The sequence below is a fragment of the Serratia sp. ME47 genome (assembly GCF_903970925.1).
GTDB lineage: Bacteria > Pseudomonadota > Gammaproteobacteria > Enterobacterales > Enterobacteriaceae > Serratia > Serratia ureilytica.
Genome location: NZ_CAJCKE010000006.1, coordinates 83,558 through 98,937 on the forward strand (window position 1 = coordinate 83,558; position 15,380 = coordinate 98,937).

A 15,380-nucleotide genomic window follows, 5' to 3' on the forward strand; every position below is an offset into this window, starting at 1 on the left:
CGAAGCGGCGCGCCGGCTACTCTTTAAACGTCAGCGCGGCGTAATAACCGTTTTCATCGAGCAGTATTTTGTTTTTTAATATCCGCACGATAACGGCATTGCTGCCGACCAGCCGATCGCCAACGCCATACCCGGTTTGCTTACCGCCATGTTCCACGATAACCAGGCTTTTTTCGGCGTTATCACTGAACAGCAGACCGGTTATCTTGCCGAGCGCCGCGGCCTCCGGCGCGTTAGCCAGCAGCTCGGCGCCGATCGCCCACTCGCCGACCTTATACCCGCGCGCCTTTTCGCCGCTTTTCGCCGCCTGATAGCGGCCAAACCAGTGTGCGTCGTTAATTTTCTCGATGTCATCTTCCTGGGGAAAGACGCCATGGCGCACTTGCTCACGCCCACTTTCAAGGTGCGGCTCAACGGGTTCGTTATTCACGGTTATCATTCGCCACACCTGAGAAAGCATGAACGTCAAATTAGCCAGGAAGAAAAGTAGAATAAAAAAGTCTATTAACCGCTTGCTCACTGGCCCCCCGGTTATTCAACGGCGCCAACGCTAAGCGGAAATGCCCAACACCATCGCCACGGAAAACAGCAGCGTGATGGCCAGCGCCACTTTATAATTCACGGCATCCAGCCACGTTCGCCGCTGTTTATTAGCCGCCGGTGCCAAGCATTGCTCCCGCGTATTCGCGCGTTCGCAGGCCTGGAAACTCAGCATCACGCCAAATCGGGGAATGGTTTTGATCACCTCGCCCGGAATACCGTGGCGGGAGAGCAAAGCGCGGCATTGGAATATCATTTGATAATAGTTATTGTCGCTGATGGTCTCATGGTTGCAGAACCAGACTGCGCGTATAATGTCATTTTTCTTATAGATGCCACTCAACAGGCACAGCATGAAACGCCGCTGCAATTCGGTCATTTCGATGAGCACATTCTCTTTTTTAAATAACAGCGTCTTTTCATTGTTGTTTAAGATCACCAACTCATTTTCCAACAGAGTCTCGTTCAGGGCAATGCTATGTATGTCCATCTCTCGCCTATCAGTTTAATGAAGTCCAAAGGCTCCCTGTGCCATTACCTTTGCACGCATGCGGCAGATGCATTTTCAACGCAAATAAGTGATTCACCGTGTTAAGAGCCGGCTCAATTAATCATGTTAAAAATATTCATGCAACTTATTTATTTAAAATAAACAATATAAAATTAATCTAACAAAACAACACAAACCTAAAGCCATTAAGTCATTTAAAAACATGGTGATAGAGGAATTTATAAAATAAGTGAACCGCCATTAAATTCGATTAGTGATGCGAAAAATAGACAATGACCGATAATAACTCATGTTATTAGTTGTGCGCTAAAAAGACGGCGGGACGCCATAAACGGCAAATAAAATGCATCTTTATCGGAGGGGGGCAATAAAGTAAACGTCAGGATTCAATATTGCATAAGAACATCGGCGAATAGGCATTGCTAAACATCAACGTGTTTTTATCAATGCTGCGAATATGATAAAACGTCGACTCATTGCTGAAAAAGTAGGTATAAATCTCTTCCGGTAAGGTATCACGCGGCGAATAGTTGACCTCGCCGTACTGAAATCGATAAAAACTCCCCTGCGAAACATAGCTGAAGTTAACCCGCCGATTGACGAAGTATTTCTTTTCACCGTCGTTGGCTAACCCCGACAGGACCATCACGCCCTTATCGCCGGACAAAAAGATGTAGTTTATTTTCAGCGACAGCTGAATGTCGTTATGGGCCGCCTGCGCGTCCAGTGAATTGAAATAATTGAACGTGGCGTTCGCTTCGCAGGAAAAATCACTGAAGTCATGATGGCTGCGTATCAGGGAATACATCACGCTGCCGGTCAACACGCACAGGCCGACCAGCGTGGCTGACAGAATATTTAACTTTTTTTCCATGCCCGAATGTACTCGCTCTCACAGTTATGCAAAACAGCCGCACTGTCCTTCGTGCATTTGGCGATAAACTGGCGTCCGCTGTCTTCATTGGCATTTTGAGAACGGTTAACCTTGGTAATGACGACCTCGCCGGATCGACAATGTCGGCCATACAAATCTTTCCTGACCAGAAACTGCAAGTAGCCGTCCTGGTGATTCGCCAAAAAATGGCCGGCATAGTAGATCGGGCAACCGTTCACCGTGCCGACGTAGGACAATACCTGCTTCTTTTCACTGTCGCGATGGTGCTTGTAATAGATGAAGCACAGCGCCAGAAAAGATAAGGGTACGACGATCGATAAACTGCGCAGCAGAATAAAAAAATAGTGATGGGTGTTTTTTGTCGTTGCGGCAGGTGACGCCAACGTCACCGCGGCATCGGCAAGCTGAGGGGGCTCGGGTAAATCAATCCGCAGTCGGTCGACAGGTATTATTCGATTAAGTCTATACCCCTTTTTGGATAGGGTAACGATGAGGCGCTCGTTGAAACCGACAGACGTCAATGCGCGTCGGGTCAGGCTGATATATTGATTTAACGTCGCGGAAGAGGCGCTCAAGCCGTGATCGGTCCAAACCTGCTGCAACAGCGTCTCGCGGCTCACCGTCTCATGGCCGTGTTCAAGCAAGCATTTGAATACTCTGGCATTGACGCTGGATAAGAAAACTTCCCGCCCCTTCTTTAAACTTTTCAATGAACCGTTTTCAGTATTAAATGTAATATCTTTATCAATGATATAAATCATGTTTAGCCTGACAGCGCACACGGGTTATTATTTAAACTTATTGAGCCAGTTCGACGACCGCCGCTAAGCGCGGATAGTTTTTTCGCACAGAGAAAAAACAATACTAACGTCATCCCAACAGGTGCGCAACTTTAAGAATTTTCCCCATCTCTCCATCCTTATTTGTCCCACAAATGGCGGTATACGCGTTATTTTTTCGCCGTCATCGGATCTGTTGGCAACAATACATTTCTATCAGGGGGATAAAGGCTAAAACGGTGCAGAGGACACGCTTCGCGATCGCGAGGTGCGCAAGTAACGCCTGTTCAGCGTATCGACTTGATGAATAACGGGGAAAAGCGTTTTGCGGGACGCAAATGGGTGGGGACCCTGCCAGCTACATCCCGGCACACACGTCACCTGCTGCGGCTGCTTCCTTCCGGACCTGACCGAGTTCACAAGTTAGTGTTGCGGGAGAACCAACAGGGCCCCCATTGACGGCTTCTGTACTCCGAAGCGGTGGGCATTATCGGCGATGCCCCATCAAATAGCAAGCCAACCCGGGCCAACCGCTGTTTTCTTGCCCACCTGCATTGTGGCACACTCTCCGCCTGGGTTTTGACTCGCGCAGGAACTGCAACATGCAACCAGAAGACGCCTCTTTCAGCCAGCGGGTATTCCATATCGTGGCCGCTATTCCGTACGGCAAAGTCACCACCTACGGTGAAGTCGCCCGTCTGGCCGGTTCGCCGCGCGCCGCGCGTCAGGTCGGCGGTGTGCTGCGGCGTTTGCCGGAAGGCAGCACGCTGCCGTGGCACCGCGTAATCAACCGGCACGGGCAAATCTCGCAACAGGGGGAGGATTTTCAACGGCAACGGCAGGCATTGCTGGCGGAGGGGATTATTTTCGGCCCGCACAGCACGGTCGATTTCGATCGCTACGGCTGGCGCTGGTAAAACAAAACAGCCTTTGGCCGAAGCGCAAAGGCTGTTGATTGGGTCTTGCCGTACCGCAGCAGAATTACTGCATCGCGCTTGGCGCAGCCTGCATCGGCACGCCCTGCACCGGAACCAGCAGCAGGTCGGCGCGGGTGCCGTTGCGGTTAACCACTTCCTGGATCGTGTCGGTAATGAACATCAGTCGCCCGTTGACCGTCACCGCCGCGCTCAGAATGATGCGCGCATTCGGTTGGATATCAGACGGGTTGTACGGCAGCGTAAAGTTGAACGGCGCTTGTTGCCCTTCGGTACGTATCGCGCGCTGTGCAATCACTTTGGACGGCGCATCCGCCAGCGAGGCATCAGAGAGGGTGACAGTCAGTACGGCGTCCGGCGGCAGCGCAATGCGCTGACGTATATTAACCGAACCTGTCACCGCCGGCCCCTGAATCTGCGTTTGCGCAGCCGCCGGGTTGCCGGCCGCCGGTGTAGGCACATCAGCACTCTTTTGCGCGCATCCTGCCAGCGTGATCGTCAGTGCTGCGGCACCGCCTACGATTTGCCAGAGTTTCATGGATCGGTCTCCTTTTTTATTATCAACACGTTGGTGGCTTTCACCACCTCACTCATTAAACTTAGCACAAAACACTGATAAATCCACTTTGCCCCGCCTATTAATCACTTAGCCAGCCCAATGCGCTCACTATTAAGAGCATTCTCATCGGCCCTTTAACGCAAGATATTGACGCCGCGCCGTGATATTCCGCACACTGCGCAAAATGATTATTAGAAAGGTAACAATTTTATGAGCCAGGCATTGCAAAACCTCCTCGATCTGTTGGATCTGGAGAAAATCGAAGAAGGGCTGTTCCGCGGCCAAAGCGAAGATCTGGGGCTGCGTCAGGTGTTCGGCGGGCAAGTGGTCGGCCAGGCGCTGTACGCCGCCAAACAGACGGTGCCGGACGAGCGCAGCGTGCACTCGTTCCACAGCTACTTCCTGCGTCCGGGCGACAGCAGCAAGCCGATCGTCTACGACGTAGAAACCCTGCGCGACGGCAACAGCTTCAGCGCCCGTCGCGTCAGCGCCATCCAGCACGGCAAACCTATCTTCTATATGACCGCCTCCTTCCAGAGCCCGGAAGAAGGTTTCGAGCACCAGAACCAGATGCCGGACGTGCCGCCGCCGGAAGGGCTGCTGTCCGAATCAGAGATTGCTCAGAAGCTGGCGCCGATGTTGCCGACCAAAGTACGCGAAAAATTTATCGGTCAGAAGCCGATCGAAATGCGCCCGGTGAAATTCCACAACCCGTTGAAGGGCAGCGTGGAAGAACCGCATCGCTACGTGTGGTTCCGCGCCAACGGCAGCATGCCGGACGATGCGCGCATCCACCAATATCTGCTGGGCTACGCGTCGGACTTTAACTTCCTGCCGACGGCGCTGCAGCCGCACGGCGTCGGCTTCCTCGAGCCGGGCATGCAGGTGGCCACCATCGACCATTCGATGTGGTTCCACCGCCCGTTCCGCATGGATGATTGGCTGCTGTACGCGGTGGAAAGCTCCTCCGCCTCCGGCGCACGCGGCTTTGTGCGCGGCCAGATCTACACCCGCGACGGCGTGCTGGTCGCCACCACCGTACAGGAAGGGGTGATTCGCCAACGCGACGCCTGATTTGCGGCATAAAGGAAGGGGCGATGTTTCCATCGCCCCTTTTTGCTTCATCATTATTTTCGTATTTAGCGCACTGCCCTGCTTCGAGTCTTACTGGTTGTAGGCGCTCTCGCCGTGGCTGTTGACGTCCAACCCTTCGCGCTCCTGCTCTTCCGGCACTCTCAGCCCCACCATCGCGCCCGCGATCTTGAAGGCGATAAAGGCGGCGACGCTTGACCACACCAGCGTAATCACGACGCTCAGCAGTTGGATCCACACCTGATGCCCCATCGTCACCCCTTCGGCATAGCCGGTGCCGCCGAGGGAAGAAGCGGTGAACACGCCGGTCAGCAGACAGCCGACGATGCCGCACACGCCGTGCACGCCGAACACGTCGCAGGTGTCGTCCACTTTCAGCCATTTTTTCAACGTCACTACGCCCCACAGGCCGGCGACGCCGCCCACCAGGCCGATGATCAACGCGCCGCCCACGCCCACGGTGCCCGCCGCCGGCGTAACGGCAACCAGCCCGGCGATCATGCCGGAGCAGGCGCCCAACAGCGAAGGCTTACCGCGCAGCACCCACTCGGCGAAGGTCCAGGACAGAATGGCGCCCGCAGTAGCCACCACAGTGTTCAGGAATGCCAAGGCCGCGATGCCGTTAGCCGCGCTGGCGGAACCGGCGTTAAAGCCGAACCAGCCGATATACAAGATGGACGCGCCGGTAAACACCATCGGCAGGTTATGCGGTTTGAACGCCTCTTTACCGAAGCCGGCGCGTTTGCCGAGCAGATAGGCGCCGATCAGCCCGGCGCTGGCGGCGTTGATGTGCACCACGGTGCCGCCGGCGAAGTCCAGCGCACCGTCGGTGGCCAGATAGCCACCGCCCCACACCATGTGTGCGATCGGCAGGTAAGACAGGGTGAACCACAGGATCGCGAAGATCAGCACCGCCGAGAAGCGAATGCGTTCGGCGAAGCCCCCCACCACCAGCGCCACGGTAATGCAAGCGAAGGAGGCCTGGAAAGCGACGTGGATCATCTGGCTGATGCTGCCGGTGACGCTGTCGATGCCGATGCCTTTCAGCATCGCCGTCTGGAATCCGCCGAACACCGCATTGCCTTCGCTGAACGCCAGGCTGTAGCCATACAGCACCCACAGCACGCAGACCAGCGCGAAGGTGACGGTGACCTGCGTCAGCATCGACAGCACGTTTTTGCCGCGCAACAGGCCGCCGTAAAACAGCGCAATGCCGGGCAGCGTCATGAACAGCACCAACGCGGTGCAGATCATCATAAAGGCGTTGTCGGCCTTATCGGCGACCGCCGGGGCGGCCAGGGCCAAAGAAGGAACCATTGTTACCGAACTCAGGCCCAACATGGATAACAGTCTTTTCATTATCAATCATCCCCATCACTTAACTGAGTTCGCGGTTACAATGCCGATTCGTCGGTTTCGCCGGTGCGAATACGGATCACGCGTTGCAATTCGGCAACGAAAATTTTGCCGTCGCCGATTTTGCCGGTGTAGGCGGCTTTGCTAATGACATCAACCACTTCATCCAACTGATCGTCGGCGATGGCGATATCGATTTTGACCTTGGGCAGGAAATTGACGTTATATTCGGCGCCGCGATACAGCTCGGCGTGCCCTTTCTGGCGGCCAAAGCCCTTCACTTCGGTTACGGTCAACCCCTGAATGCCCACGGAGGACAAGGCCTCGCGCACGTCCTCCAGCTTGAACGGTTTGATTACCACGGTCACCAGCTTCATATTGCCTCTCCACGAATTAAGCCCAAACTCACCCCGGTACGCCTCATATGTAGCAAGGGCTGTGCCAAATTTTATTTTGCATGGCGATTCAGCGGATTAGCGGGCACGCGGGCGTCGCCGCGGCGCGGTGCAGTACCGATACCTTGAATGGGTTAAATAATGCGCACTGATTTGGTGCGCGTCGCGTCGAAAAAGTGCAGAAAGGGGGCGTAGCCTGGCGGAGTTGCCTGCTTGTGGTGCGTTGGGAAAAATAAGGGCCGCGATCGCGGCCCGTGGGATCAGGCGGGTTGGCTCTCGTCGCGCACCGCTTCCGCCAACTGCTCGCCCGCCAGCTGCAGCTGATACATCTGGTAGTAGCGCCCCTGCTGCGCCAGCAGCTGTTGATGGTTGCCCTGCTCCACCGCCTGGCCGCGATGCAGCACCAGAATGGAATCGGCATCGACGATCGTCGAGAGGCGGTGAGCGATCACCACCAGCGTGGTGTGCTCGCGGATCACGCGCAGCGCCCGCTGGATAGCCTGCTCGGTGCCCGAGTCGATGTTGGCGGTCGCCTCGTCGAGGATCAGGATCTGCGGCGCCTGCACCAATACCCGCGCCATCGCCAGCAGCTGTTTCTGCCCGACCGACAGGTTATTGCCCTGCTCCCCCAGCCGGGTATGGATACCCTGTGGGAAGCCGCGCACCAGACTCGCCAGCTGCACCGTTTCCAGCGCCCGCCAGACGGCTTCTTCATCGATGTTGCGCCCCAGCGTCACGTTGGCCAGCACCGAATCGGCGATCACCACCGGATCCTGTTGCACCATCGCCACGCCCTGGCGCAGCGTGCGGTGCGACAGGCTGGAGAGCGGACGGCCGTCGAGACGCACTTCCCCTTCGCTGACCGGGTAATAGCCCATCAGCAGGTTAGCCAGCGTGCTCTTGCCGCTGCCGGTGTGGCCGACCAGCGCCACGAAGCCGCGTGAGGGCACCGCCAGCGAAATATGCTGCAGCACCTTTTTATCCGCACGGTAGGCGAAGCTCAGATCGGTGATGTCGATGCTGCCGCTGGCCAACGGACGATCGTCTGCGCCGTAGCTTTGCTGGCTGCGATCCATCAGTTCGAAAATACGTTCGCCGGCCACCACCGCCTGCTGCAGGATCGACTGTTGTGACGTCAACTCGATCAGCGGTTCGTTCAAACGCCCCAGGTAGTTGATGAAGGCATAGAGCACGCCGACGCCAATCACGCCTTCGCCGCTGAAGCCGAACAACATCAGCAAACCGCACAGCACCAGCGCCGAAAACAGACTGAGCAGCGGCCGCAGCAGAAACCCGTCGAGCCGCAGCGTCTGCATGCGCGCGAGATAGTGCGACTGGCTGGCGGCGCTCATGCGCTCGCCGAACCGCACCTGCTGGCGGAATTGCTGGATCACGCCCATGCCGTTGATCACTTCGTTGAAACCGTCGTTGATGTCCGCCAGATAACTGCGCACCCGGCGCACAATCGGCGTGCTGTAATATTGATAGATGCCCATCACCACGAACACCGCCGGGAAGATGCAGATGGCCACCAGCGCCATGCGCCAGTCGAGGCTGAACATCGCCACCAGCATAGCGCCGATCAGCGCGGCGCTTTTCAGCACCGTGGAGACCACCATCACGTACAGATCCTTGATCACTTCGGTGTCGTTGGTGACGCGCGAGATCAATTGCCCGACCGGTTGCGTGTCGAAGGCGCTGAGCGGCTGGCGCAGCGCGGCGTCCATCACGTCGGTACGCAGCCGCTGCACCACGCCTACCGCCGCCTGGTTGAACAGCAGCGCCTGGAAGTAGTGCAGCGCCGCCGCCAGCAGCTCCAGCAGAATGTAGGCCGCCGCCAGCCCGCCGACAATCATCAGCGGCAGTTGCCCTTTGGCGACGTAATTATCGATAAAATAGCTGACCAGGATCGGCCCGGCGACTTCCGCCGCCGCCGCCACCCACAGCATCAGCACCGCCACCCCCAGCGGTTTGCGGTACGGCGAGCCATAGGCCAGCAGCCGCTTCAGCGTCGGCCACAGCTTTTGCACTTTATTCATCGGCCAACGCCTCCTCGCCGTTTTCCGGCGCTTCGTCCAGCGCCGCTTCCAGCTGCTGATAACGGTACATATCGCGATACCAGCCCGGCTGCGCCGCCAGCGCCGCCGGATCGCCGCGCTGCGCCACGCCGCCGTGCTGCATCACCAGGATTTCGCTGGCTTCGGTCAATGCCGACAGCCGGTGCGCGCTGATGATCACCGTGCGATCTTGCCCCCAGCTGCGCAGGTTGTGCAGGATCTGGTGCTCGGTACGGCCGTCCACCGCCGACAACGCATCGTCGAGGATCAGGATCTCCGCATCCAGCAGCAACGCGCGCGCGATGGAGATGCGCTGTTTCTGGCCGCCCGACAGCATCACGCCGCGTTCGCCCACTTCGGTGTCATAGCCCTGCGGCAGCCGCAGAATGTCCTCATGGACGCTGGCCAGCCGCGCCGCCTGTTCAATCTGCGCCTGCGTCGCCCCCGGCTGGCCCAGCGCGATGTTGTTCGCCACGGTATCGGAGAACAGGAACGGCGTCTGGCTCACCACCGACAGCCGCGAACGCCAGTCGTCAAGCCTGACCTGCGGAAGCGGCAGGCCGTGATAGCGGATCTGCCCTTGGTCGACGTCGAACTGACGCTGGATCAGCGACAGTAATGTCGACTTACCGGCCCCGGTCGGCCCGCACAGCCCCAGCATCTGCCCCGGCTTCAACGTCAGCGCCACGTCATGCAGCGCCGGGTGCGGGTTTTCCGGGTAGTGGAACGCGCGGATATCCACCTCCAGCACGCCGCGCCCGGCCGGCAACGCCTGCGGGCCATCCTGCACCGCCGGCGCCTCGTCGAGCAGGCTGCGGATACGGCTGTAGGCCGCGCTGCCGCGCTCGACGATGTTGAACATCCAGGCCAGCGCCAGCATCGGCCAGATCATCAGGCCGAGGTACATCACAAAGCTGGTCAGTTGCCCGAGCGTCAGCGAACCGTTCACCACCATCCAGCTGCCGCCGCCGATGGCCAGCAGGTTAGAGGCGCCGATGGCGATATAAATGGTCGGATCGAAGCGCGCATCCACCCGCGCCACGTGCATGTTCTTGGCGCCGGTCTGCGCCGCGACGTCGGCGAAGCGGTTGGATTGGTGATCTTCCAGCCCGAAGGCCTTGATCATGCGGATGCTGGTCATGCTTTCCTGCGCCTGATCGTTGAGGCTGGAAAACGCCGCCTGCGCCGATTTAAAGCGCTGGTGCAGCTGATCGCCGTAATATTTGATGGCGATCGCCATCAGCGGCATCGGGATTAACGCCAACACCGTCAGCTGCCAGCTGATTTGGGTGCTCATGACCACCAGCACCACCAACCCCATCACCAGCGAATCCACCAGCGTCAGCACGCCTTCACCGGCGGCGAACACCACGCGATCCACGTCGTTGGTGGCGCGCGCCATCAGATCGCCGGTGCGGTGGCGCAGGTAGAACGCCGGGTTCTGCCGACTGAGCTGACGGTAAAAGTTTTCGCGCAGCTCGACCGCCAGCTGGTAGGAAGCGCCGAACAGCAGCACCCGCCACACATAGCGCAGCAGGTAAACGACGATCGCAGTGCCGATCATCAGCCCGAGCCAGGCCAACAGCACGCCGGTAGACATCTGTTTTTCGGTGACGCCGTCCACGATGATGCCGACCAGTTTAGGCGGCAGCAGTTGCAGGATGGCGATGACGATAAGCAATACCACCGCGCCCAGGTAGCGGCGCCACTCCCGGCGGAAGTACCAGCCGATTTGTGCAAATAATCTCACGCAGTTTGATTCCAGGGTTTTATGAGGTTTGTCTCTTTTTCCGCTTCAACGGAGCAGGATACCACCGTTGAGCCGCTCGTCCGGTGAACTTTTCACTCCGGCACCGGCAGCGCGGTGGTGTATTTGATTTTTTCCATGGCAAAGCTCGAGGTGACGTCGATAAGGCCCGGCACGCCGTTCACCAGGCGCTTGTAAAAACCGTCGTAGCTTTTCATGTCCGCCACTTCGACCTGCATCAGGTAGTCGTACTCTCCCGCCATACGGTAGAACGCCAGCACCTCGGGCATCTGACTGGTCAGCTGCACAAACGCCTGATACCACTCGCTGCTGTGCTGTTGGGTCTTGATCAGTACGAACGCCGTCAGCCCCAGGCCAAGCTTTTCGTTATCCAACAAGGCCACCCGGCCGCGGATATAGCCTTCGTCTTCCAGACGTTTCAGGCGCTTCCAGCACGGCGTAGAGGTCAAATTAACCGCATCGGCCAGCGCCTGCAGCGACTGGGTGCAATCTTGCTGCAGCATGCACAGCAGCTTACGGTCTGTTTTATCTAACATAGCGGCCACCTGGAGAAAAATTTTCTCCCATTAGGCGATTAAACAGGGAAAATGGCAATCCTTTTTTCCTGCCGACAGGCTATGCTACGCCATAAATCAGCCCCCTATTCTGAGGCCAAATCATGACAAACTCTTGGGTAAAATATGCTATCGGTGAAATAGAAGCGGATTTTCAACGCTCCGCCGATACGCACCTGATTCGCCTGAACCTGCCGGCGTTTCCCGGCATCTGCCTGTACCTGAAAGATGAGAGCACCCACCCGACCGGCAGCCTGAAACACCGCCTGGCGCGCTCGCTGTTCCTTTACGGCCTGTGCAACGGCTGGATCACCGAGAACACCACCATCATCGAGGCCTCGTCCGGCAGCACGGCGGTGTCCGAAGCCTACTTCGCGCGGCTGATCGGTCTGCCGTTCATCGCGGTGATGCCGTCCTGCACCGCACGCCGTAAGGTAGAGCAGATCGCCTTTTACGGTGGCCGCTGTCACTTCGTCGATCACGCCGCCCAGATCTACGCCGCTTCCGAACAGCTGGCGAAAGAGCTGAACGGCCACTATATGGATCAGTTCACCTATGCCGAGCGCGCCACTGACTGGCGCGGCAACAACAATATCGCCGACAGCATCTTCCGCCAGATGGCGCGCGAACCCTTCCCGGTGCCGAAACACATCGTGATGAGCGCCGGCACCGGCGGCACCTCCGCCACGCTGGGGCGCTATATCCGTTATCAGGGGCACGATACCCGGTTGACGGTGGTCGATCCGGAAAACTCGGTGTTCTATGACTGCTTCCACCACGGCGATCGCACCCTGATCGGCAGCTGCGGCAGCCGTATCGAAGGCATCGGCCGCCCACGCGCCGAGCCGTCGTTCATCCCTTCGGTGGTCGATAACATGTTGCGGGTGCCGGACGCCGCCAGCGTCGCCACCATTCACTGGCTGGAGGCCGTGCTCGGCCGCAAGGTCGGCGCCTCCACCGGCACCAACGTCTGGGGCGCGCTGCAATTGGCGAAGCAGATGCGGGAAAACGGCGAGCAAGGGGCGATCGTCACCCTGCTGTGCGACAGCGGCGAGCGCTACCTCGATACCTATTACAACCCGGAGTGGGTCAGCAACAACATTGGCGATCTGCAACCGTATCTGGCGCAGCTGGCGGATTTGTAACGCCGGGCGCAACGTAAAAAAAAGCCGGGTAGTCATACCCGGCCGGCTGTAAGGAGAACCTCATTATTCGGGGGAATAGGTGAGGCAAGGTGAACGCAGCCAATGTTGTAAATAATGAGCCACCGCCTGTTGTTGGCAGTGGCCGATAACCGGCAGCTGCGGCAGCAGGGATTTCAGCTGCGGCAGGGCGTTCCCCATCACCACGCCGTGTCCCACCGCGCCCAGCATCTCTTTGTCGTTCATCGCATCGCCGAACGCCATGCAGTCGGCCATCGTCAATCCCAGGTGACGGCTCAGCCGGTCCAGCGCCGCGCCCTTGTTGCAACCGAGCGGCAGCACCTCCAGGCAATCGTAAGCGGAGAAACACAGATCGGCCTCGCCGCCCAGCTGCGCCCGCAGCTGCACCTGCAATTCCAGCAACTCCTCATGCGGTGCAACAAAGCACACCTTGCTGTTGCCGAACGCCGGTAAGCGGCGCACGTCAGCCAGTTGGAAACGAAAGCCGCTCAGGTGGTGCGCCTGCAGCATCTCTTCCGGCGCGGGGAACTCGGTCAGCCAACCTTCGTCGCGGAACACGTGCATGCTGGCGCGGGTGCGCCAATGATGATGCAGCACCTCTTCGGCGATCTCCGCCGGCAGATCGGCGGCGTGCAGCTGTTGGCCACGGTAGTCATACACCCGCGTGCCGTTGCCGGTGATCAGATAGCCCTGCAGCCCCAGCTGCGCCATGATCGGTTGCGCATCAAGGTAGTGCCGCCCGGTGGCGAACGTCACCACCATCTCCCGCTCCACCAGCTGGTTCAGCACCGCCAGCGTTTCCGGGCCAACCCGGTGATCCGGCATCAACAGCGTGCCGTCCATATCGAAAGCCGCCAGGCGATACATAAAGACCTCATGAATGTGAACGCGATTACAATCAGTGCAGTATGGGATGGTATTTGCGGAAGTAATAGTGAACAATTTGGGAAAACTGTTCCGGATTTCTGCTCATGCGCCTGGTTCACCGTCTCAGCCAATATCAACGCCTGTATCAACAGCTCGGCAACGCGCCGGTCGCCGTGACCATCGGCGAGCTGGCGGCAATGTTCTACTGCAGCGAACGCCATGCCCGCACGCTGGTGCAGCAGCTGCAGGATCAGGGCTGGCTGAGCTGGCATTCGCAGCCCGGCCGCGGCAAACGCGCCAGCCTGCACTGCCTGAAAACACCGGATGAGCTGCGCGCGCAGCTGTTGCAGCAGCTGTTGCAACAGGGCAATCATCAGGGGGCGCTGGAGATGGCGCAGCTCGATCCGCAACACCTGCAGGATCTGCTCAGCCCGCACCTCGGCGGGCAATGGCAAGCCGGCAGCCCGACGCTGCGCATTCCCTATTACCGTACGCTGGAGGCGCTCGATCCGCTCACGCTGACCGGCCGCGCCGAGCAACATCTGGTGTCGACCCTGCACGCCGGGCTGACGCGCCTGATGACCGGTAACCCGGAGCCGCAGCCCGATCTGGCGCACCACTGGCAGATAAGCGATGGCGGCCTGCGCTGGCGGTTCTTTTTGCGTAGCCAGCTGCGCTGGCACAACGGCGAACCGTTGACCGGCCAGCAACTGCTGCAAACGCTGGAAAAACTGCTGGGCCATCCGCGCAGCCAACCCAGCCTGAGCAGCGTCGCGAACGTCAGCCTGCCGCATCCGCTGTGCATTCAGTTCGACCTGCACCTGCCGGACTATTGGCTGGCCCACCGGCTGGCGGAGCTGCCTTGTCTGATGACGCACCCGGAGCTGCCGGCCATCGGCGCCGGCCCATTTAAACTGGCGTTGAATGAACCGCAGTTGGTGAGGCTGGAACAGCATGCCGGTTACCATCGGCAGCATCCGTATCTGGACACCATCGAATACTGGATCACGCCCGATCTGCCCACCGCCGGCGCCGATGCCAGCTGCCGGCATCCGGTGCGCATCACCATCGGTCAGCAAGACGATTTGGCGCAGGCCCGGCCGGTGCAGCGCAGCATGAGCCTGGGCTGGTGTTATCTGGCGCTGAACCTGCGCCACGGCGTGCTGAGCGAAGCCCAGGGGCAAAAGCTGCTGATGCTGATCCAGCAGTCCGGCCTGCTCAGCCATCTGCCGATCCCCAACAGCGTGATCACCCCCAGCCATGAAATGCTGCCCGGCTGGCGCATCCCCAGCCAACGGATTGAAGAAGATGTCCCGCTGCCCGCTCGGCTAACATTGCTGTATCGGCCGCCGGTCGAGCTGCAAACGGTGACGGTCGCGCTACAGCGGCTGCTCGCGCAGCACGGCTGCGAGCTGGAAGTGCGTTACTACGCCGGCAAACGCTGGCAAAGCGAGGCGCAGATCGCCCAGGCCGACCTGCTGCTGGCGGACAACCTGATCGGCGAGGCGCCGGAGGCGACGCTGGAGAGCTGGCTGCGGCAGGATTCGCTGTGGCGCGGCATCCTGACGGCAAGCCGCTGGCAGCAGCAGCAGGAGACGCTGCGGGAGATCCAGCAGCTGCAGGCGCAGCCACTGCGCTTCGAACGGCTGCAGGCCTATTATCAACAGCTGATGGCCGCCGCCATCATCACGCCGCTGTTCCACTACCAGTATCAGATCAGCGCGCCGCCGCGCATACATGGCGTGACGCTGACCGCCCATGGCTGGTTCGATTTTTGCCAGGCGTGGCTGCCGCCGCCGGTGGATGACGCACCGACCGGAGCCGAACCGCCCTGCGCCTGACGGCCCTTTCTGCTACTATTGTCGCCGCAACGCAATTTTTATCCTGCCGCCCGAATGTGTATCGGGAA

15 protein-coding genes and 1 other RNA gene are annotated in these 15,380 nt (G+C 59.0%); 4 read left to right on the top strand and 12 right to left on the bottom strand.

The genetic code is table 11. The annotated features are described in order from the left end of the window. Window positions 1-16: 16 nt before the first annotated feature. The 5 genes from H7A77_RS08920 to ffs all read right to left on the bottom strand — a co-directional run bounded on the left by H7A77_RS08920 (window position 17) and on the right by ffs (window position 3,171). Window positions 17-520, bottom strand: coding sequence for a type II secretion system protein N (locus tag H7A77_RS08920; protein WP_042783791.1), 504 nt, complete (start codon window positions 518-520; stop codon window positions 17-19). Between the two features lie 30 nt (window positions 521-550). After that, a complete protein-coding gene (locus H7A77_RS08925) occupies window positions 551-1,030 on the bottom strand; it encodes a CadC family transcriptional regulator (protein WP_033642091.1) in 480 nt (159 codons plus the stop codon). A gap of 400 nt (window positions 1,031-1,430) precedes the next feature. After that, window positions 1,431-1,925 (bottom strand): FidL-like protein, encoded by a 495-nt coding sequence (locus H7A77_RS08930; RefSeq protein ID WP_033642090.1) that lies wholly within the window; start codon window positions 1,923-1,925, stop codon window positions 1,431-1,433. After that, window positions 1,910-2,707, bottom strand: coding sequence for a winged helix-turn-helix domain-containing protein (locus tag H7A77_RS08935; protein ID WP_033642089.1), 798 nt, complete (start codon window positions 2,705-2,707; stop codon window positions 1,910-1,912). The genes H7A77_RS08930 and H7A77_RS08935 overlap by 16 nt, the downstream gene beginning before the upstream one ends. A 367-nt stretch (window positions 2,708-3,074) precedes the next feature. After that, window positions 3,075-3,171, bottom strand: an RNA gene (gene ffs, locus H7A77_RS08940) — signal recognition particle sRNA small type. Between the two features lie 156 nt (window positions 3,172-3,327). On the opposite strand from ffs, the gene H7A77_RS08945 reads away from it, so the two are divergent. Next, entirely contained in the window at window positions 3,328-3,642 is a 315-nt protein-coding gene (locus H7A77_RS08945; RefSeq protein ID WP_033642088.1) for an MGMT family protein, read from the top strand. A gap of 64 nt (window positions 3,643-3,706) precedes the next feature. Here H7A77_RS08945 and H7A77_RS08950 read toward each other — a convergent pair whose 3' ends face one another. Beyond that, window positions 3,707-4,198: a YbaY family lipoprotein gene (locus H7A77_RS08950; RefSeq protein ID WP_033642087.1), complete on the bottom strand. Its 492-nt coding sequence runs from the start codon at window positions 4,196-4,198 to the stop codon at window positions 3,707-3,709. A 231-nt stretch (window positions 4,199-4,429) separates the two neighbouring features. Here H7A77_RS08950 and tesB point away from each other — a divergent pair, with 231 nt between their 5' ends. Further along, on the top strand, window positions 4,430-5,293 hold the full coding sequence (tesB, locus tag H7A77_RS08955) for an acyl-CoA thioesterase II (RefSeq protein ID WP_033642086.1): 864 nt from the start codon (window positions 4,430-4,432) through the stop codon (window positions 5,291-5,293). A 90-nt stretch (window positions 5,294-5,383) separates the two neighbouring features. Here tesB and amtB read toward each other — a convergent pair whose 3' ends face one another. The 5 genes from amtB to H7A77_RS08980 form a co-directional block, all read right to left on the bottom strand. After that, window positions 5,384-6,670 carry an ammonium transporter AmtB gene (amtB, locus tag H7A77_RS08960; RefSeq protein ID WP_033642085.1) on the bottom strand — a complete coding sequence of 429 codons (1,287 nt, stop codon included), beginning with the start codon at window positions 6,668-6,670 and terminating at the stop codon, window positions 5,384-5,386. A gap of 35 nt (window positions 6,671-6,705) precedes the next feature. After that, window positions 6,706-7,044 carry a P-II family nitrogen regulator gene (glnK, locus tag H7A77_RS08965; protein ID WP_004940327.1) on the bottom strand — a complete coding sequence of 113 codons (339 nt, stop codon included), beginning with the start codon at window positions 7,042-7,044 and terminating at the stop codon, window positions 6,706-6,708. A gap of 278 nt (window positions 7,045-7,322) precedes the next feature. Beyond that, complete coding sequence (smdB, locus tag H7A77_RS08970) at window positions 7,323-9,101, bottom strand: multidrug efflux ABC transporter permease/ATP-binding subunit SmdB (RefSeq protein WP_033651091.1); 1,779 nt, start codon at window positions 9,099-9,101, stop codon at window positions 7,323-7,325. Further along, window positions 9,094-10,869: a multidrug efflux ABC transporter permease/ATP-binding subunit SmdA gene (gene smdA, locus H7A77_RS08975; RefSeq protein ID WP_033642081.1), complete on the bottom strand. Its 1,776-nt coding sequence runs from the start codon at window positions 10,867-10,869 to the stop codon at window positions 9,094-9,096. Before smdA ends, smdB begins: the two co-directional genes overlap by 8 nt. A gap of 92 nt (window positions 10,870-10,961) precedes the next feature. Then, window positions 10,962-11,423 carry an Lrp/AsnC family transcriptional regulator gene (locus H7A77_RS08980; protein ID WP_004940330.1) on the bottom strand — a complete coding sequence of 154 codons (462 nt, stop codon included), beginning with the start codon at window positions 11,421-11,423 and terminating at the stop codon, window positions 10,962-10,964. Window positions 11,424-11,545: 122 nt separating this feature from the next. On the opposite strand from H7A77_RS08980, the gene H7A77_RS08985 reads away from it, so the two are divergent. Next, entirely contained in the window at window positions 11,546-12,586 is a 1,041-nt protein-coding gene (locus H7A77_RS08985; RefSeq protein ID WP_033642080.1) for a PLP-dependent cysteine synthase family protein, read from the top strand. A 63-nt stretch (window positions 12,587-12,649) separates the two neighbouring features. Here H7A77_RS08985 and cof read toward each other — a convergent pair whose 3' ends face one another. Next, window positions 12,650-13,471 carry an HMP-PP phosphatase gene (gene cof / locus H7A77_RS08990; protein WP_033642079.1) on the bottom strand — a complete coding sequence of 274 codons (822 nt, stop codon included), beginning with the start codon at window positions 13,469-13,471 and terminating at the stop codon, window positions 12,650-12,652. 104 nt (window positions 13,472-13,575) lie between these two features. Between cof and H7A77_RS08995 the strand changes: the two genes are divergently transcribed. Further along, window positions 13,576-15,312, top strand: a complete 1,737-nt coding sequence (locus tag H7A77_RS08995; RefSeq protein WP_182074075.1) for an SgrR family transcriptional regulator — start codon at window positions 13,576-13,578, stop codon at window positions 15,310-15,312. The last annotated feature ends 68 nt before the right edge of the window (window positions 15,313-15,380 follow it).